21 protein-coding genes are annotated in these 18,955 nt (G+C 51.7%); 7 read left to right on the forward strand and 14 right to left on the reverse strand.

The window, feature by feature from the left end:
• Positions 1-13 precede the first annotated feature (13 nt).
• Both HUV30_RS12835 and HUV30_RS12840 read right to left on the reverse strand, forming a co-directional pair.
• Complete coding sequence (locus HUV30_RS12835) at positions 14-1,039, reverse strand: phage major capsid protein, P2 family (protein ID WP_174405828.1); 1,026 nt, start codon at positions 1,037-1,039, stop codon at positions 14-16.
• Between the two features lie 8 nt (positions 1,040-1,047).
• Positions 1,048-1,983 (reverse strand): GPO family capsid scaffolding protein, encoded by a 936-nt coding sequence (locus tag HUV30_RS12840; RefSeq protein ID WP_174405829.1) that lies wholly within the window; start codon positions 1,981-1,983, stop codon positions 1,048-1,050.
• A gap of 112 nt (positions 1,984-2,095) precedes the next feature.
• Between HUV30_RS12840 and HUV30_RS12845 the strand changes: the two genes are divergently transcribed.
• The 4 genes from HUV30_RS12845 to HUV30_RS12860 are packed head-to-tail and all read left to right on the forward strand — an operon-like array spanning position 2,096 to position 6,356.
• A complete protein-coding gene (locus tag HUV30_RS12845; protein WP_174405830.1) occupies positions 2,096-3,892 on the forward strand; it encodes a terminase large subunit domain-containing protein in 1,797 nt (598 codons plus the stop codon).
• A 13-nt stretch (positions 3,893-3,905) separates the two neighbouring features.
• Positions 3,906-4,922 (forward strand): phage portal protein, encoded by a 1,017-nt coding sequence (locus HUV30_RS12850; RefSeq protein ID WP_174405831.1) that lies wholly within the window; start codon positions 3,906-3,908, stop codon positions 4,920-4,922.
• 55 nt (positions 4,923-4,977) lie between these two features.
• On the forward strand, positions 4,978-5,223 hold the full coding sequence (locus tag HUV30_RS12855) for an Ogr/Delta-like zinc finger protein (protein ID WP_174405832.1): 246 nt from the start codon (positions 4,978-4,980) through the stop codon (positions 5,221-5,223).
• Between the two features lie 17 nt (positions 5,224-5,240).
• Positions 5,241-6,356: a hypothetical protein gene (locus tag HUV30_RS12860; protein WP_174405833.1), complete on the forward strand. Its 1,116-nt coding sequence runs from the start codon at positions 5,241-5,243 to the stop codon at positions 6,354-6,356.
• Positions 6,357-6,428: 72 nt separating this feature from the next.
• On the opposite strand, the gene HUV30_RS12865 is transcribed toward HUV30_RS12860, so the two are convergent.
• The 6 genes from HUV30_RS12865 to HUV30_RS12890 form a co-directional block, all read right to left on the reverse strand.
• Positions 6,429-6,635, reverse strand: coding sequence for a hypothetical protein (locus HUV30_RS12865; RefSeq protein ID WP_174405834.1), 207 nt, complete (start codon positions 6,633-6,635; stop codon positions 6,429-6,431).
• Positions 6,632-6,820: a hypothetical protein gene (locus HUV30_RS12870; RefSeq protein ID WP_174405835.1), complete on the reverse strand. Its 189-nt coding sequence runs from the start codon at positions 6,818-6,820 to the stop codon at positions 6,632-6,634. The genes HUV30_RS12865 and HUV30_RS12870 overlap by 4 nt, the downstream gene beginning before the upstream one ends.
• Positions 6,821-7,794: 974 nt before the next feature.
• On the reverse strand, positions 7,795-8,760 hold the full coding sequence (locus tag HUV30_RS12875) for a DUF2806 domain-containing protein (protein WP_174405836.1): 966 nt from the start codon (positions 8,758-8,760) through the stop codon (positions 7,795-7,797).
• Between the two features lie 29 nt (positions 8,761-8,789).
• On the reverse strand, positions 8,790-9,923 hold the full coding sequence (locus HUV30_RS12880) for a serine/threonine-protein kinase (RefSeq protein ID WP_174405837.1): 1,134 nt from the start codon (positions 9,921-9,923) through the stop codon (positions 8,790-8,792).
• Between the two features lies 1 nt (position 9,924).
• Complete coding sequence (locus HUV30_RS12885; RefSeq protein WP_174405838.1) at positions 9,925-10,359, reverse strand: DUF3010 family protein; 435 nt, start codon at positions 10,357-10,359, stop codon at positions 9,925-9,927.
• 37 nt (positions 10,360-10,396) lie between these two features.
• A complete protein-coding gene (locus HUV30_RS12890) occupies positions 10,397-11,098 on the reverse strand; it encodes a hypothetical protein (RefSeq protein ID WP_174405839.1) in 702 nt (233 codons plus the stop codon).
• Between the two features lie 523 nt (positions 11,099-11,621).
• Between HUV30_RS12890 and HUV30_RS12895 the strand changes: the two genes are divergently transcribed.
• Entirely contained in the window at positions 11,622-12,980 is a 1,359-nt protein-coding gene (locus HUV30_RS12895) for a diguanylate cyclase (protein ID WP_174405840.1), read from the forward strand.
• Between the two features lie 170 nt (positions 12,981-13,150).
• Here the strand turns inward: HUV30_RS12895 and HUV30_RS12900 are convergent, their stop codons facing one another.
• From HUV30_RS12900 to HUV30_RS12920, 5 genes are all read right to left on the reverse strand, one after another.
• Positions 13,151-13,447 carry a hypothetical protein gene (locus tag HUV30_RS12900; protein ID WP_174405841.1) on the reverse strand — a complete coding sequence of 99 codons (297 nt, stop codon included), beginning with the start codon at positions 13,445-13,447 and terminating at the stop codon, positions 13,151-13,153.
• 443 nt (positions 13,448-13,890) lie between these two features.
• Positions 13,891-16,581, reverse strand: a complete 2,691-nt coding sequence (locus HUV30_RS12905; RefSeq protein WP_174405842.1) for a toprim domain-containing protein — start codon at positions 16,579-16,581, stop codon at positions 13,891-13,893.
• Positions 16,581-16,844 carry a hypothetical protein gene (locus HUV30_RS12910; RefSeq protein ID WP_174405843.1) on the reverse strand — a complete coding sequence of 88 codons (264 nt, stop codon included), beginning with the start codon at positions 16,842-16,844 and terminating at the stop codon, positions 16,581-16,583. The genes HUV30_RS12905 and HUV30_RS12910 overlap by 1 nt, the downstream gene beginning before the upstream one ends.
• Positions 16,837-17,367, reverse strand: a complete 531-nt coding sequence (locus HUV30_RS12915; RefSeq protein WP_243452172.1) for a phage regulatory CII family protein — start codon at positions 17,365-17,367, stop codon at positions 16,837-16,839. Before HUV30_RS12915 ends, HUV30_RS12910 begins: the two co-directional genes overlap by 8 nt.
• Before the next feature lie 77 nt (positions 17,368-17,444).
• Complete coding sequence (locus HUV30_RS12920; protein WP_174405844.1) at positions 17,445-17,732, reverse strand: hypothetical protein; 288 nt, start codon at positions 17,730-17,732, stop codon at positions 17,445-17,447.
• Between the two features lie 86 nt (positions 17,733-17,818).
• On the opposite strand from HUV30_RS12920, the gene HUV30_RS12925 reads away from it, so the two are divergent.
• Positions 17,819-18,088, forward strand: a complete 270-nt coding sequence (locus HUV30_RS12925) for a hypothetical protein (protein WP_174405845.1) — start codon at positions 17,819-17,821, stop codon at positions 18,086-18,088.
• Positions 18,089-18,116: 28 nt separating this feature from the next.
• Here HUV30_RS12925 and HUV30_RS12930 read toward each other — a convergent pair whose 3' ends face one another.
• A complete protein-coding gene (locus HUV30_RS12930) occupies positions 18,117-18,371 on the reverse strand; it encodes a hypothetical protein (protein WP_174405846.1) in 255 nt (84 codons plus the stop codon).
• Positions 18,372-18,620: 249 nt separating this feature from the next.
• Between HUV30_RS12930 and HUV30_RS12935 the strand changes: the two genes are divergently transcribed.
• Positions 18,621-18,896: a helix-turn-helix domain-containing protein gene (locus tag HUV30_RS12935; RefSeq protein WP_174405847.1), complete on the forward strand. Its 276-nt coding sequence runs from the start codon at positions 18,621-18,623 to the stop codon at positions 18,894-18,896.
• Positions 18,897-18,955 lie beyond the last annotated feature (59 nt).

The following is an 18,955-nucleotide window of genomic DNA, read 5'->3' on the forward strand; positions in this document are numbered from 1 at the left end:
GGAAGGATGCCTATTATGCCCAGCCGCCGGAGCCATCCGGCAGTTTGACATTCTTGAATTCAAGGGCCGCGAACTTCTCGGGCGTTTCCACCACAAAGCCTTCGTTACGGCTGTTGTAGTCTTCAACACGGTCCTTCTTGGCCACCTGCAGAATCTGCCTGCGCCACGAACCTTCCTGATAGTAGATGGAAAGGTTGTCGTAGCTGGTCACCACAAGGCCGCGTGCGGGGAAGTTATAGGGGCTGTCCCACACAAGACCGCCAAGGCGGCTCATGGCCATGTTCATGGCGTTCTTTTCCGTGGGCTTGCCGCCCACAGCGGCAAAGAGGGCTGCGCTTTCCTGCGCAATGAGGTCAGAGCCGATAAGCGCCACAAGCCCGTCCCGCAAAAAGGCGGGCAGCGCCTGCAGCAGGTCGAACACGGCAAGGTCAAGGTTGGCGTAGTCGCCACCGGCACCGATGCGGATCTCGCCGGGGGTCTTGCCCTCAAGCAGCACGTTTGCGGGCATGTTGGTGCGCATGTACTGCATCCAGCCCCTGTTCACGTCCTGCATCAGCGGGTTGGCGGCAAGGTCGGTGTCTGCGGCCGCGCTTTCGCCGTACCAGCCGATAAGCTCGCGGTCCAAGGCAATGCGCTTTTGCACATAGCCGGTGTAACGCTGGCCCAGATCGGGGAACTTCGCCCACGCATCAATGGTGTGATAGGTGATGTGCACGTCAGAATTGGTGCGGAAGAGTTCATACTCCGCATGGGTCAGGCTGAGCACATCGCGGGTTTTGCGTTCCCTGCCGTCCACGGTGGTATCCGTGCGGCCGGTCACAGGGCCGGACGCCGCGCCAAAGATGTTCTGCCCCTTCAGCTCGGTTACCGGCACCACGTTGATCTTCTGCAAAAAGTCGCTGGTGGCGATAATCTTGTCCTGCAGGCGCTGCTCCACAGTGGGATCCACGGCAAACTGGCGGGTAACGTCCGCCACACCGTAGGCCTTGCCCAGAATGCCCTTAAGGGTCTCAAAGCGTCTGATAGCGTTCGCGTTCATGTGCCTTCCTACAGAAGATCCGCCGCATCACCTGCGGGGCCGGAGGTTTCAAACTGCTGGCCGCTGCCCTGCTCGCCTTCCATGCGCTGCGCCATGATGCCGAACTTGTCGGCAAGGGTTTCAACGGTCTTTGTCAGGCTGGAAAGCTGGTCGCCCAGCTGCGCGGCAGAAAAGCCTTCAGGTGCCGCTTCTGCGGGAGTGCCTGCCGCCTTGCTTTCAGTGGCCGCTGCGGCCTCGGCAGTGCCTGCTGCGGCATCCTGTGCGGCCGCATCATCCGCAGGCGCAACGGACAAGGCGGTCACCTTCTTATCCAGCGCTTCAAGACGGTCGGTAAATTCCTTGAACTGCTTGGCGTCCATGGGTTCCTCGCTGTCGGGTTCAGATTTGTGAAAACCGAACATCCGGAAGGTGCGTTCCAGCAGGGACAGCGCCCGCTGTTCATCAGCAGTTGCGGTGCCCTCTCCGGCTGTGTTCGGGGATGTAAAAAGGCGGGGCAGCTCAAGGCCGCAGTGGCAAAAGCGGGTCTTCTCCGCATCGGCGCCACGCTTGGCAGAAAAGAGCTTAATCTGCTCGGTGCCAAGGCTGGCAGGCTGGTCGGTAATGGCAATGCCGCCAAGGTAGCAGCGGCCGCTGTTACCAAAGTTGGTCCATATCTCAATGCTCGCAAACTGCTTCTGGCCCTGCTGGTTCTTTTCCAGCATGCGCCAGCCGGGCTGCAGCTTGGCCCACAGCTCGGTCACATCGCCGTTTTCGCGCACCTCAACAGCCAGCACGGTGCCGTGGCTGCCGTAATAGCGCTCATGGTCGGGCCAGATAACAGCGGTGTAGGTTGCAGGGCTGTAGGTCTCTGCTATGTCGCGCAGTTCCTGCGGCGCTATGGTGCGTCCGTCACATGTGGGGCCGGACTGAGCCACCTTGATCCAATCTGTGGTGAGTGTTGCCATGCCGCAAGAATATGCGGCGGCGAGGGGTACAACAAGAAAATGCGTTCCGATACTCTGTAGTATCGGAATAAAAACGGCATGCCGCATTGCAAAATCGTTGTAGTGTTCCGATATGGCATACTATCCCGCAGAGGTAAAGGAAGCAGCACGCGGCCTTTACTGTAAACGCTACAGCATACGAGAGATTTCGCGCACGCTCGGCATACCACGGCGCACGGTATATCATTGGGTGGATGCAGAGGCATGGGGCGACATGCTTTCGCACGAAGGAGTGGAAGACGCAGCCCAGCGCCGCCTTGTGCTGCTCATTACCCGCGACGACAAGACCAAGGCTGACCTGCAGGAGATTGACCGCCTCACCTCCGCGCTGGAGCGCTTCCAGCGGCTGCGCGAACGCGAACAGGCCATGCGCGGCGAGCCATGCGAAACAGCATCCGCAAAACCCGAACAGCAGGACCAGCGGGGCACGCGGGAAAAGCGCGAGCGCAAAGGCGGCGACTCCCGTTCCGGCAAGCGCCGTGGCCGCGTCATAAAGAACGATGTTTCGCACCTCACGCCGGAAGACTTCAAGGCACAGCTGCACCAGCACTACTTCGCCTATCAGCGCGAGCTGATGCAGGCCAAGCACTACCGCAACCGGCAGATACTCAAAAGCCGCCAGATAGGAGCCACGTGGTACTTTGCGCAAGAAGCCTTTGAAGATGCCTGCACCACGGGCGATGACCAGATTTTTCTTTCCGCCACGCGGGCGCAGGCAGAGGTGTTCCGCGATTACATCATCCAGATTGCGCAGCAAAAGTTCGACCTGGAGCTCAAGGGCAACCCCATCACCCTGCACACGGCGCACGGGCCTGCCACGCTGCGGTTTCTTTCCAACAACAGCAAAAGCGCACAGGGCTATCACGGCCATGTGTATATTGATGAGTTCTTCTGGATTCGCGGGTTCAAAGAGCTGCACAAGGTCGCCACCGGCATGGCCGCGCACAAAAAGTGGCGGCGCACGCTCTTTTCCACGCCCAGCGCGGTAACGCACCCCGGCTACGGCCTGTGGAACGGCGACTGGTACAACGCCCGCAACAAGGTAAAGCGGCAGCAGTTTCCCGGGTTCAAGGAAATGCAGAGCGGCATTCTGTGTCCCGACAACACATGGCGCAAGATCATAACGCTGGAAGACGCCATGGCGGGCGGCTGCGACCTCTTTGACCTGAACGACCTGAAGCTGGAATACGGGCCGGAAGAGTTTGAAAACCTGTTCATGTGCGGCTTTGTGGACGACACCAACGCCGTGTTCCTGCTGCCCCAGCTGCAGGCCTGCGGCGCTGATCCTGCCGAGTGGGCAGACTACAATCCCAAGCTGCCGCGGCCCTTCGGCAACAAGCCCGTGTGGTGCGGCTACGACCCCAGCCGCTCGCGCGACGATGCCTCGTTCGTCGTAATCGCCCCGCCGGAAAAACCGGGCGGCATGTTCCGCGTGCTCGAGCGCTTCAAGTGGGTGAACAAGAGCTACCTGTGGCAGGTGGCGCGCATACGCGAGATTACCCAGCGCTACAACGTGCAGTTCATGGGCATAGATACCACCGGCCCCGGCATAGGCGTGTATGAAAACGTGCGCATTTTCTACTCCCGCGCCACGTCCATTCACTACAGCGTGCAGACCAAGACAGAGCTGGTGCTCAAGGGCCGCGAGCTGGTGGAAAGCAACCGCATCCAATGGGATGCCGCAGACAAGGAAGTGGGCCTTGCCTTTATGATGATCCGCCAGACCACCACGCCCAGCGGGGCCATGACCTACGCGGCCAACAGATCGGAAAGCACAGGCCATGCAGACGCGGCTTTCGCCATTCTGCACGGTGTTTCATATGAACCTCTGGCGCGGCCGCGCGGCGGCTGCCGTGTTGTCATAGGATAGGAGCATACAAAGCATGAAGAAAAAGAAAAAGCACAGCACCCATCAGGCCCCGCGCAGCATTGCATCGTTCAGCTTCGGCGATCCGCAGCCCGTGCTCGACGGCCACCAGTATATGGATTCGCTCGGGGTGTATCTTGTGGACAACGGCACCTATTACCAGACACCCGTGCCGTTCACCGGCCTTGCACGCCTGCTCTATGCCAACGCCTACCACGGCCCGCTGCTGGAATTCAAAGTGCTCATGGTCATGCGCGGGTTCAAGGCATCGCCCGCGGTTGCCCGCAAGGACATGGACGCCGTGGCCACGGACTTTACCGTGTTCGCAAACGCCTACATGCGCCTGCATCGCAACGGCTATGGCGAGGTGGTGCGCGCAAGCCATCTGCCAGCCATAAACATGCGCCGCCTGAAAGAACCGGGCCGCTATGGCCTGATTCTGGAAAACGGCCAGATCCACAGGTTTGAAGAGGCCGAGGTGTTCCACTTCAAAAACTACGATGTGGCCCAGACCATATACGGCAAGCCCCGCTATCTGGGCGCCATTCAAAGCATGCTGCTAAACGAGGACGCCACGCTCTTTCGCCGCAGATATTACAAAAACGGCGCGCATATGGGCTATGTGTTCTACACCAGCGGGGCAGATCTGGAAGAAGAAGCGCAGGACCGCATACAAAAAGCCATAGAAGGCACCAAGGGGCTGGGCAACTTTCGCAACATGTATCTGCACATTCCCGGCGGCGAGGCCAAGGCCGTGCAGATTCTGCCCGTGGGGGATTTTTCCAGCAAGGATGAGCTGGAAAAGATCAAGAACATATCGCGCGACGACATTATTGCCGCGCACAGAATACCGCCCATTATGGCCAACGTAATACCCACCAATACAGCGGGATTCGGCGATATAGAGAAGTTCGACAAGGTGTATGAAAAAAACGAGATTGCGCCGGTGCGCACCCTGCTCAAAGACGTGAATGCGGTGCTTAAGCCCGCACTGCATATTGATTGGGAACTCCCCGAAGAAACAGAAGAATAGAACGATTGACACCGTATCGGACGGGCAATAGTGTCTTTTGCATGAGGGTTACACAATGAGACAGGTTTTAGTTAGGTGCTGCAAGTGCGGCACAAAGGCCGCCATAGAATCCAGCAAAGAAGTTTCTGATACGCTCAAACAGCTCTATTGCTGCTGCCGCAATCCGGAATGTGGGCATACCTTTGTGGTGAATATGGAGTTCTCGCATACCCTTTCGCCTTCGGCATTGGATTTGCCGGATGCGCTGCGACAGAGGATTCAGGAAGTAACGCCTGCGATGCAGGGACAATTGTTTGGATAAGTACTTAGAGATATAAAATGGACACCAACCACACAGAAGAATTACAAAATATCATATCAAAATCAAAAACGTACGACATAACAAAACATAACAACAACGAATTATCAAATGAAGATAAAATTAAAAGAGATATTATAATCAACTTTGGAAAAACAGCTGAATTAAACATAGATAACCACAAACAAATTATTGAATTATTTCCACAAATATACAATTCTCTAATAATATCTCTGGATTCAAAAGAAAAGAGTCATAATTTATACTCACCAACAAACAAGCAATTTGTAATAGAACTTGAAAAAAGCGATTATATAATAGGATTGATGTCAATAATATCAGAAATTAGAATATATATAGCACAAGAATCTGTACTTAGCGAACTAATACTTATCGAATATGTAAAAAACAACAACATAATAACAAAAAGTAACATACTAACAAATTATAACAGCAAAATATTTGACATAAAAACATTAATACTCAACATAAAAAAACATAATACGACTAGTATCAATGAATTTATAACAAAATTTAAAAATGAATTAACAGAAGAATATGAAGCAATATCAACAAAACTAAAAAATGAATCAGTTTCAGCAAATGAAATAATTTCTGAATTCAAGTTAATAAAAGATCAAAATTATGAATTACTTGCTGATGCTTTCGAAAAACTAAAAAATTCGAAATCAAAAGAAAAAACTACATCCCTATTCATCACAATAGCAATTGCCATGCTGCTTGCCATAGCAACCTGCACATCAGCCATCAAAGGCCAAGCAACACTTAATGCGGCTACTGAAAACGGCTCTATATGGTCAAACATACCATACTCAATATTGATACTTGATATGTTATTGATATATTTCTTTAGGATTTCGCTACAAAACTACTACACAGCTCGGGATGAATACATTCAAATCGAGATAAGATCAGCTCTCTGCCGATTCGTTCAAGTATTCACCAAGTTTGCAGACTCAACCCACGGAAGCCTCGACGAGTTCTCTAGGCACATTTTTAGCCCACTCCACTCCAAAACATACTCAGCCCCACACCCCATCGACTTTCTAGCAACCATCACTACTGCTGCTAAAAACTGCACAAGCAAATCCGATAAACAGGATACCGATAAATAACAAAAGCCCCGCCGAATCCGGCGGGGCTTCTTCATTTCTTCATCGTCTTTTCATCACACTCTCAACGCCACCCTATCCCTTGCGGAGCGGAACGCAGGCCAGATCGGGCGGCAGATCATCCAGACTGGCGGCGCAGTCTTCCAGCCGCTCGTGCATCAGGCGCAGAATGCCAAGCAGATCGGACGAGCCATCCTGCAGGGCCGAGCAAACAAAGCGCAGGCCGTATGAGATTTCATACAGCTGCAGGGCAACCTCTGGGATGTTAGAGCAGTTCTTCATGCGTCCACCCTCCTCTCTACATAGTTCGCGCATTCAAGAATCTTGTCTATTACGTCGCCAAGCATTGCAGCGCTGTGCGAATCCACACCGCCGCCGGCAACGACAAGATCAATCAACGATGCCACGTCTCGCAGCTCGTCCGCATAATAGAAAGGGGTTGGGGTGTTGGTCTGGGTCTGTGCCATGGGGCACCTCCTCTGGTGGGTTTTGACTAATTGGCCCCTCAGAAAAAAAAGAGGCCGGGAGCTAGTCACCGCCACCAGACGGCTGGAGGATTTCCCCTTACGGGTATTTTATAGCCTCCGAACTCCCGACCAAAAATGGCGTAGATATGGCAAAACCTGCATCCCCCAACAAGCGCAGGCCAAAGCCTGCACACAGGACGCAAAAAAACCACTTCTGACGGGAGCGGGGACCGCTGGTGGAAACATAGGTGTGACTAGCACCTAGTGGGAAGTATGTGGGATGATTGGGGTGGGTGTCAAGGAAGAGAGAGAATAAGCAGGGAGATAAAAGAATGAATTCCGTCTCAAACCTGACAACCACCATCTAGCGACGACATATAACTTCAAAAATTTTGCCCACACTATCAGATTATTAAAAAACAAAAGCTGCCTACGACAAGTCGGAACAGCCTCTCTAGGGCGTCATCATTAATCAGAAACACTCTTCTCCCGCAACCCACGTCAAGCTCACCATATTAACACCTCTCACCATACACAGCTTCCCTCTTAACCTCATGAGGTCACAGACAATCTAGAATATTTCAAAAAATAGGACAAAGTCCTGTCCATTGGTTATCCTCCCAATGTTCTTCGAAAAGAGAAAGGGCCGATTGCGGCCACGTAAACCTCAACCAACCCTTCCGGCAGCGCACTAAGACGCAACCTAGCAATTGTCTTTTTAGTACGCCCACCGGAACAGCGCAAGGAGCAATCCTAGAGTTGGACACCCTAACCTTCGCACTCTGCGTTTTCGGCCTGGCGATACTCGCCTTTGTCATTCTGGCAATCTCAAAAAAGAACGCATGGCTGGACCTACGCATCCGCATGGGGGTGCGACCAGACAAGTAAAAAGAAGCCCCGGCATCGTTATGATGTCGGGGCAAAATCATTCGCAAAGCAAGCAGCACGCAGAAGTAGAAAAAGCAAAATGTTATCTACACCTCCCCTGCGAAATACAAATTTGAGACATCAACTCTATTTTCATCAACCAACGGCAAAACTCTTACTGATATTTTATCACCTCTTTGCACTTTCATTGCACCTGCAACAAAAACAAAATCTTCTTTTCTCATCATCTTTCTATCAATAATATTATACAACTGCTTTCCAGCCTCAGTAAGCAAGCTACAAGCAATACTAATACGCTGCTCACCTAACAGAACAAAAACACACCCTTCAAACCTAGTGAAACAGCCCTTTTTACCTTCATAAAAAATTGCATCGCTAAACGTGGCCATCGTACCATTTACGCCAGGCACAACAAGTCCACATTCAGAAAGAACAACAATATCGTTATAAGTAACAGAAGTCTTTCCTTCAACCATGACAACACCATGCTTATTAAAAATATAACCAGACGCCTTGTGAAAAACTTCTGCTTCACGCTTGGTTAAGTTTTTGATCACATCTAATGTACGATAGCTTATCGAATCAGGACTCCTAATTTCTTCTGCAAGAACCTTCCCCCAAATAAACTGAAGATCACTCTCACCAATAACTTTCGCCTCTCGTCGCCAACGAGCGAAGAAATCCGAACCAACCTCTCTATCCGAAATTTCATCGTCGGGAACGCTTTCAAGCTCGTGATAAGCAATCTTCAAGTTGGCATGCAAATTCTCAAGTTCCTGCTGGCGCTCCGCATCAAGCAATAGATTACCAACTGAAGGAAGTGTGACAGGTACTATATTACCATCTCGAAATTCAGCTTCGCCAGAAAGAACGGACTGAAGATCTCTTTCAGTCTGCGCGGCAGTCAACGCGGCATAGCGGATATTATCAGCCATACGCTTACCAAAACAAAGCTCAAAGAGCTTATTACTGCCTTTTACGCAACCTTCTGCAGCAAGCTCTGCAGACTTGGTTGCATCCAGCTTTACTTCTGCTTTTACGTCGAACCCCATGATCACCCAACCTCGTTAAACTACCTTCCTTAAACTCCATCCCTTACAGCCTGAAATACATCAGCAAGCCGCGGCGACTGCACTCCTCTTCCCCTAAAAGAACCAGCCCCGAGATTTGACCTCTTCACAGAATACCCCTGAACCACTCCACGCCGAACAATTTCTACAATCTTCCAATCATAACCACGCCACCCAAGCGCCAAAAAGCCATCCTCACAAGTGCACCAATCAGGACACGAAAGATTATTTAAGGCAGTCAACATCTCTAACGCCGTACCATATCGCAGGGCCGGATCAGGAGCAGTTGCCCTATTCACAATCCTCTTCAGCCTTACATCATAATACGGCTGCTCCTGAACCAATGATAATACCTGCCTACGTTGCGCCTTTCGAGCAATGGATCTCGATACTATCTGCGATCGATCAAAACCATTCAAGTCATCAAGGCACTCACCACCGCATTCCCTAATCTCTCTTCTCGATTCTCTATCAAGATAGGAGTTCTCATCATATGGCAATTGCCCATTGACCATTTCCCCGAGAAGCAATCCAACCTGATAAACATCGGATCGAACAGTATAAAATCCGTCATCACCATTACCCTCTGGAGGAAGATACAAGGCGCTATTTCTCGAGGCCCTTACCCGCTGCCCTCCCTCAGGCAAACGAGCCATCGAACCAAAATCACAAATCTTAGGCTGCAACCCTGCCGCCGTTGAAGCAACCAAAATATTGCCGGGCTTAAGATCACGATGAACAAAACCATTTCGATGGAGAAAGCTCACCCCTTGCAATACGCCCTTCGCAATAGAGACGGCTTGACACTGCGACAAACATTTATCTGCCACGTTTGCACTAAGACTCCCCCCTTCAATCCATTCGGTTGCAAACAGGACATAATCGCCTCCAAGCTTCTCAGCATCCAACACTCTCACAATATAGTCCGAACCTCCTTCATTAGCCGTAGCAGTAACCAACAACTGAGGCTCTGCAAAAATATCTGCAAGCTCGTCTCCAACCCAATAAACCTTTAAAAAAACATCGCGCCCCAAATGAAGATGGTGTGCCTTGAACGAATCAGCATTTCTCCCTTCAAAAATTTCATCCTCAATACGGTACTTTCCAGCATCATTCAGCAAACGACAGACCTCTTCATCAGCCATTTTACGCCCCCAGCCAAGCGATCAACGCGGCATCTTTTTTACCTTGAGATGAAAGAACTGCGCCATTCCCCAGCACGATACTTATATCATTTCCATTTTCCTTTTCAAATTTCACATGCTGCTTTTTTATCTGAACCGACACAAGGCTGCACCCTACCCCACGAATCCGACAACAAATCTGAATAACACCTTCTATTTTAAATCGCATCCCTGATGCACCATGAAGCCCTCCAGTCGCTTTATGCACACACACCAATTCAACTTTTTTATCCACAACAAATGTCTTCAAATATTCTAAAACATCTATCAAATTCTGACTTTCATCTTTTGTTGCTGGATAATCAATCTTCCCAACTTCAGACACATTATTATTACCCTTATCAATCAACACCCATATTGCAGAGTTTGCACTAGGACACACGCCCAGAATCATCATAATTTCTCCAAGCACTGCTCATATTATCGAACAAAATCTAGCCCAACTCCCCACTACACCGAAACCGCTGCGCAGCAACATCACTGCGCTTACCCTTCAAATACCTGCCATTGGCTGCACCTTCCGTTTCGCGGTAGCACAGCACCTTATCAAACGCGCGAACCGCGCCAGACACAATCACCCCAATCTGGGATGGCGTTGTCCGGCTCGCGCCAGAACCAACCCGAATATTTGCCAGCTGGGCCAGCAGCCGCACGCCATCGCAAAGATGGATGTTGGAATCCACCACATCCTTATGCGTGCGCATGCGCTTGGCGGCCTCATTGCCCAAGTTCTGGAATAACGTTTCCGTGGTGTGGTGCAGCGCATCGTCATCCGACACGCTCTCAAGCAGACATTCCAGCTCGGCAAGGCTGAATACCCTGTCACCGCCAAGCCAGATCCAGACGATGAAATCCGCCTGATACAAAAGCTCATCGGCAAGCCGCCGCACATCGCGCCGCAGCTCCTGCCGCTCAAGAACAATATCAATAACCAGAATGGTAATGGCCACACCAAGCAGCTCGGTCACAAGGCCAGCGCAATAGCCAGCCCCTGCGCCATCATCATGCAGCACATACAACTGCGTCCAGATCAGCACCAAGGCCAGCACGGCCATTAGCATGGCTGCCCGAATCTTCAGGTTCTCAAGCAGCCGCCAACGCCGCGTCTTATGACAGTCGGAAGCAACCCCAAACACGCTCCCCCTCCTCAATGCCGGCCACACCACAACCACGCCGGCACCTTAAGCGCTCAGTATGACTTTTTAACATATCAATGTGAGCACTGTTATACTGAAGAGCATCGCAGCGCAATTAGGGAATCGATATTAGGCCATCGAAAAATGCAAAACACCCTGCCTCTCCCCAAAAGTGGCGAAAGCCACCCGCACAGCAGGCACGGCAGCCGCAATTCCCCCTCTTTAAAAACTCAAGACTCTTGCGGTTGACCTATTTCTCACCCTCTCTCTCATTTGAATTTCAAATGAAATTACGTTGATACTATCAATATTTTAAATAATTATTCCCCTACCAGCCAACGAGCCGTTAGACTTGTGGACAGTTATTAAGAACTCTGCTTTCATTCATGATGAAATTGAAGAATCCCTAGTATACCCCTGTGGGGCAATTGCGGGATTGCCTCCATAGCCAGCATGCATATTGTCAAATCTTCAAACGGGAGAACGAAGTTGATTGGGTCAACTTCATAATGGGGACATTTCAGTGAGCGGATTATTCGAAACGGACGACATATTATTTTCCAGTGCTTTTCATTATGCGGCAATTGGCATGGCTATTGTATCGCTCGAGGGGGGCTGGCTTAAGGTCAACAAGGCGCTGTGCAATATAATCGGCTATTCCCAAGACGAGCTGATGAGCAAAACCTTTCAAGATATAACCCACCCAGATGATCTTGATGAAGACCTGAGACTTGTTCACCAGCTACTTGCTGGAGAAATTGAAACATACCAGCTTGAAAAGCGCTATTTTCACAAACAGGGACATATCGTCCACATACTGCTCAGCGTATCTTTGGTAAAAAACAAAGATGGCTCCCCTCGCTTTTTCATATCGCAAATACAAGACATAACAAGACAAAAAACTCTTGAAATGGAACTGGAAACCAAAGCGAGAGAAGATGAGCTTACAAAAGTATTTAACAGACGCCACTTCATGAATCTTGCGACCCGAGAAGTAGTGAGAGGCAACAGGTTCCATGAACCTCAAGCCGTCATGATGATCGACATAGACCACTTCAAAAACATCAACGATACATACGGGCACGGCATAGGCGATGAGGTTCTGCGTGTAATGGCCAAAGAGTGCAGCAGATCTCTGCGGCAGGTGGATGTTTTTGGCCGCATAGGCGGAGAAGAGTTTGGAGCTCTGCTTCTTAACGCTGGCCCTTTAGCAGCCAGCACGCTTGCCGAGCGTATGCGAAAGCACGTTGAGGAACTTGCCGTTGAAACAGAAAAAGGCACGGTGCGCTTCACCATCAGCATTGGATTGGCAACGTTCACCACCCCCAAGCTCCCACTGGATGAGCTCCTGAAAAGGGCTGACGAAGCGCTGTATGAAGCAAAAAGATGTGGCCGCAACAAGGTCATAAACTATGTAGTACAGAGCAATACCCCACAATCCGCAGCCGTCGCGCCTCCATCATTTATCCATTTGGATTGGAACAGCGAATACGAATCGGGCCACATCTCTATCGACACGCAACACAAGAACCTCTTCGCTATCTGCAAAAGCCTGCTAGAAGCAATTGTTTCAGGACAACCCGATACCAAGGTATCTGAAATCGCACACGAACTCACAGAGCATATGACCACCCATTTTAGGGATGAATCTACGATCTTCAACAAATCAGAATATCCCGACGCTGAGGCTCACACCAAGTCCCACTATGCCCTCATTCAAGAGGTGCGGTCAGTTCTCGCCAAGTTCCAAAAACATGAAGCAACCGCAGGCGACTTGTTCAATCTCTTGGTGATTAAGATGGTTCGGGATCACATCCTCACCCAGGACAGAGAATTCTTTCCGTACATCCAAACAAGCAGCGAATGTGAAGAAGATGCGTAAAGCACTCAACCAGCGCCCCCTGCCAGCATCATATTGCTGAGCCAAACCTAATTTGCAGGAACCTAGACGACAGACAGCCTGCCGCCAATGTGTTTCCACAACCTTCTGGAAGCACATTGGCACAACAAAGCCCCCGCCACATTCCATGGCGGGGGTTTTTCACTCCCTCTTCACCTCTTCCCCATCCAATACCGCCCCTCCCGCACCTCTATATAGCCATGAGCCACAAGCCACTGAACGGGGCGATACGCCTCTGGCCCTTCGGCAAGCTCCAGCTGCAGCCATACCAGACGGCGATACCGGGAAAGCACCTTATCCACCCACCGCTGGACAGTCTTCTCTTCCTGCCTGTCACGATAGCGCTTTTCATACAGCACCATCAGATAAGGCTCAGCATTCGCCCGGCAAAGCCGCACCCGCACCCCACGGCGGGCCAGCGCATTGATTGGGTCAAACCATTTGGACACATTCCCCTCCACTCCGCCAGCATCGCACAGGCCAGAGCGCAAGGGAACGTAACGCGGGGTGAGTTGCGCATGACTCCTCTCTATGGAGCCTAAAATCACTAGTATGTCACACTCGAAAAAACGGCACTTTTTCTATCTCAACACACTGATTATAAAGACGAATTCGTGTGACTTTTTATTTGTCACAACATGTCACACTTTGTGACTTATACTGTCCTTTCAGCAAGTTATAAAAACAGGGTTTTGCCACAAAATTAAGTCACGCCGTGACATTTTGTGACATAAAAAAAGTCACACATTTTCTCATATAATTTCATATGAATAGATAACATTTTTACTACTTGTGACTTCTGTGACTTTTTTTTGCAATATGATCCATAGACTTTTTCCTCCAACATGCGAACGCACGCATATGCGCGCGATTTTCATTACAAATGACTATGTTATGATGAAAAATGCCAATATCTGGCGCTAGCACCAGTCCATCGGCTACGGTAGGTCTTGTTCTTGGCCACCAATTTATGCTTGTTGGAATGCATGAGCAGGCGTTTGAGCTGCAGCAGATCAGGCGCAGGAAGTCCCTCATCTCGGCATGCGGCGGCCACTTCTTTGAGGTGCAGCACAATCAGGTTTTCATCCTTGGAATGATTCAGCCAACCGTGCTTGCGGGTGCGGGTTTCGCTGTTCAGGTAGTGGAAGGTTTCCCAGAAGTCCTCAACAAGCGGATGGTCAGAAGCAAGCCTTTCCATGCGCGTCTGGGCCCGCTCCATAAGATAGTCGCCCAGCAGGGCAACACGTTGCTCAGTCATCTGCGGAAAGAGAACAGAAAGCGCGGCCCCTGCCGCTGCCACCTGTGCATGGTTCTTGTTCACGCGCTCGCTTTTGATATGCGGCGTGAACTGGCGCTCAAAGCGCTCAAAGGCGGCAAAGTACACTTCCAGAATCCGCTGCTCAGAACGCAGCGCAGTACGCAAAAAACCGCCTACGGATTCAACCGTCTGCCGCTCGAACCAACGGGCCAGTTCACGCGTCCCGCTGCCGTGATGGTGCTTGTCTGCATGGCAGTGCACAATACGCTCAAGCAGGGCATCAGAGCCGCCCACTTCCGCGTTCTGGGCAATAACCAGAGAAGCCTGAAAAAGGCTTTCATCCACCTCGTTGCCACTATTATTCACCCCTCGGGCTCCGGTGCCGCGGCCGTTGTAAAAGGCTTTGCAGTGGTCAAAGTCAAACTGGCGTGAACGGCCATCCTTGCGGCCATCGTCGCGGTCGGATTCAATAAGCACGATAGGCAGGTTAGAAAGCTGGCTAAAGGCGCGTCGCCGTCCGGCATCGGTAGCCTTGAGCAGATCCAGCCCTTCATAGTCATCACGGCCGCAGCACTTCCACAAAAACTCAAGCACGGTAGACTTGCCCGCCCCCGGCTCACCTGTCAGCTCAAAGAAGGGATACGACTTCTGTGCTTCGCGTATCTGCTGCGCAAAGAGCGACCCAAGCCAGAAGGCCAGCAGTGCAAGCCCCTGCCAGTGGAATACGCGAATGTAATCCTCAAGCCAGTCCGGATTAAAAGCCCCGTCTGTATGAATGTGCACACCACGCAAATGCGGGCGCACCCCATGCTTGCCCACCTGAAAGAATCCATCCTGATTCAAGGGAATCTCTTTTCCCTTATGATAGGCCCTGTTCTCATACACATAGGCATTCAGGGCCTTCACATAACCCATATACTGCACCATGCGGATATTCCGGTCCTGTGCAATGTCCATCCACTTCTTGCGCAGATAGAGGAAGTCGCCATTGGTGCCGGAAAACTCCGCCCACGGCGCCTTGTTAATGAGCGCAGATGAAAAATTGAGACTGGAAGTAAGGTAGGTGCCTTCCAGCTTCACGATCACAGGGGCCTTTCTGGGATAGTTGATGCGGAACACATAGAACTGTTTGGACTCCACCAGCTCATCCGCCTCATGATAGAGGCATTCGGGATACACGTTGGCAATCTGGTCCAGATCAGCATGCTGCAGAAACATATCCCAACCGCGCGGCGATTCCAGAATGGCCCGGCGAAGGGCCGCTATGCTCTCCTTTGCGGCGCCGTCTTCATCGCCCTCTTCTTCTGCCTTGTTCCTGCGGGTAATGGCGGCCGTTTCCAATGCCTCAGAAAGTTTCTGGCCAGCCTCCACACGATAGAGCTGATTCTCAAAGTCGATGATGAAATACTTGGATTCGTGCCGCACGTAATAGTGATAGGCCTTCTCGTTGGCCGTTTCCGACATGAACAGGCGGCCATAATACATGCAGTCGCTGATAAACTTGTCCGTTATCCTGCCGGCACGGAACAGGTCATCCCAATCCTGCTTTCCGGGCAGGCGGCAGACCTCATAACGCTGCTGCAGCACCTGCAACTTGGCTGCGTGGCGCTTGGTGTAATCAGCTCCGGCCTTGTCGCCGTCCAGCGCCAGCACCCAGCACACCTTCTTATCCCTGTGCGCCTCGATAAAGGCATCCGGAAAGTTCGAGCTGGAAAGCGCAGCCACGGCCTTAATACCCACATGATACAACGCAATGGCGTGGAAGATGCCTTCTACAATGAATACACGGTCGCCCTTTTCTATGGTCAGCGTGGGCGGGGCCCAGACCATACCCTTGTAATCCCCGTTAAAGCGCGCCTTGCCCTTGTTCTGGGCATCGGCAAGGGGCTTGATAAGCCGCTGCCAATAGACGTTCTTCTCCTTGTCCAGATAGAAGCGCACCGTGGGCGTAAAGTAGCTGGAATGCGGATACTGATACGTGCCCTGGTCATACCATCCGCGGATCTTGGAAAGGTCAAAGCCGCGGTTCATGCCAAGATACACGTTGGCCGTGCGGTCCGGCTCCGCTTCGGTGGGCGGGTATCGGTCTACAAAGTTCTCAAACAGCTCCGGCAGCAATTCGCGCACCGGCTCTTCCCAGGCGCATTTGTTCGCGCGGCTGCACTTCATCACCCACGGCTTTTCCATGGAGATAAACAACTCGTTCCTGCCGCAGCCCGGGCAGGGGCCACCGCGAAGATAGCCCCCTCTTTCCTTGAGCTGAAAGCGTGGATCCGCAAGAAGCGCCTGCACCACATCGCGTGCGGGAATGTCAAAACCACTCATTACTGCACCGTCCCCATATTCTCACCGCCGATTATCACCTGCGCCGCAAAACGCACCGTGGCCTGCTCATCCCGCGTGGGGGCGCCGCCCGATTCCAGAACCGAATGCAGATAGCCAATGGCCTTATCCTGCCTGTCGGCGTGCTCTTCCAGCGCGCGGATATATTCCACTATCTGCTGCATATAGGGCGTGGCCGTATCTACTCTGGCCACCACCGCCATCTCCATAATCTGCACAGCCTGTGGTCGCTTGGGTCTAGCCATTGTGCACCCCCTCTTCTTTCGTGGTGCGCTCGAGCACTCGCAGGTCGCCAATAAGTGCCATGCTGCGGTCCACCACATCGTTCAGCTCGCGGATTATGCGGCGCAGCTCCTTGGGTTCGAGCTTGCCATCCTGAATGGCGGCAGATGCCTCCTGCCCCACGTCACTCATCTCGCCAAAAAGTTCGGCCATGCGCTTCACCAGTTCGGCACAATCCACATCAACATGCTTGGGGGCTATGCCATAGTTCATGGCCTGCACCTGCAGCCACTGGATGATGATGGTGTTGCCCACTACGTTGCAGAACTGCGGCAGGTCTTCAAAAGTCGGGAAATAGCGTTCAGTGCCGAACACCCGCTTTGCATGATATTCCGTCCATCCCATTTCCCGCATAATCTCAGGCATCTGCTTGCCGGAGCATTCCCAGGCCAGCTTAAAGGCGTCTACGGCATCAAGCCCGACAAGTGACTGACGGACCCTATCTAAGGAAACATACATCTCGCGTTCATGCTGCTGCATAGCCATCGTGTCTATCCTCCTGAAAAAACACATATGTTGATGATAAAAATCGACCCTGAAATGAGAAGCACACCTACCAGGAACTAGGGAGGAAGGCGCTCGGCCAGCTGGGCATTGATGCTGAGCATAAGACGCTGCGCGTCTGCATCGCTTATGTGAAACTCGGCCCGGGCCAGCTTGATGAACTCGCGCAGACGAATGAGCCCGGCCTCACAAGCAACACGGCTCTGAAGCTTGCGAGATGGCGCATTTTTGTTCCGATAGAGATAGGCCCGGTCAACACCAATCGCCTTTGCGATCTCCGAGTAACTGCCATGAACGGCAAGAAGGATCTGAAGGTTCCTTCGGTAGAGAGGTTGTGCGTTTCTCATGTCTCACTGCATATGAAATTTTGTCATATAGCGTCAATGGGAAAATAGCACTATTTGTAGTGACAAAAAAACATCATGATGGTCATATGAAAGCAGCAATCAGCATGGAACGTGAATTCGTAAAAGAAGTGTGCCGAGTCCTCGAAAAGCAAGGCCTCTCACACCGGGAGTTTGGCAAGCGCCTCTTTGAAACGGATGATGGCCCGCGACAATGGGCCAAGGTTCGAAACCCGACAGGCGAGGGAAAAACACGCAAGCTCAGCCTGGATGAGTGCTACAAAATAGCTGGCATTCTTGGCATTGAGCTGCCAATGCTCTTGCTGCAAACAGCCATTCGCAACGAAGAAAACGCATAAAGCCCGGAACCCCGGGCTTTTTTAACGGCTACTCTTCCGTCGTCTCCGGCAAACACTCGATTGCCCCAGACACTTTGCGCAGCTTCACCGTCTGGTCCGCAAGGATCACATCTACCCCGCCGCCTGCGATCTGTTCACAACAAGAAAGAGCAGCTATCACATCTTCAATCATTTCCACGATCTCAATCTTCGTCATTGTGTTCTCACCTCTATCTGTTCTTTCTCCCGCCACCTGATCTGAACCAATGGTCATTTCCCGCACTTTGATATGCCATTTTTTCATACCTTACATATTGCTTATGATGAAATTTTGTCATATACAAGACCACAGATGCACACTGTGGAGCTTGCCCGGAACAGGCTGTCCCCCTTGCTGCGGGGACCTCCTGAATAACTCCTGAGAACACCCACAGGCGGGCTTTCCGGACCCGCCCCACAGCGTACATAAGCGATCCCCCACACCACCGGCCCGCGACACCCACACCCCAAACCTGTGTCGCGGGCCGAAAGCATCACCCAGTAGGACAGCATCATGGAAGTTACAAAAGAAGAATACCTCGCCGCTGTGGAACGTGGTGCAACCGCAGCCTTTGCGGATGCAGCCTATCTTGCCAAACTGAAGGCAAAACCAAGCCTCACGGTAAAAGAAGCCGCAGCATGTTATGGAATTGGCGAAGGAACCTTGAACAAGCGCCGCATGCAGGGCCTGCCACCCGCATACGTAAAGATCGGCGGCAGCGTCTTCTACAAACACGAAGACATTCTGCGTTACATGGAAAAGAACCGCGTCAAGGTTTACGAATCCTAGCCAAGCGGCCACAAACTGAAAAAACCCGACACCTTCGCAGGTGCCGGGCTCTCTTTTTG

This window comes from Desulfovibrio subterraneus (genome assembly GCF_013340285.1).
GTDB lineage: Bacteria > Desulfobacterota > Desulfovibrionia > Desulfovibrionales > Desulfovibrionaceae > Halodesulfovibrio > Halodesulfovibrio subterraneus.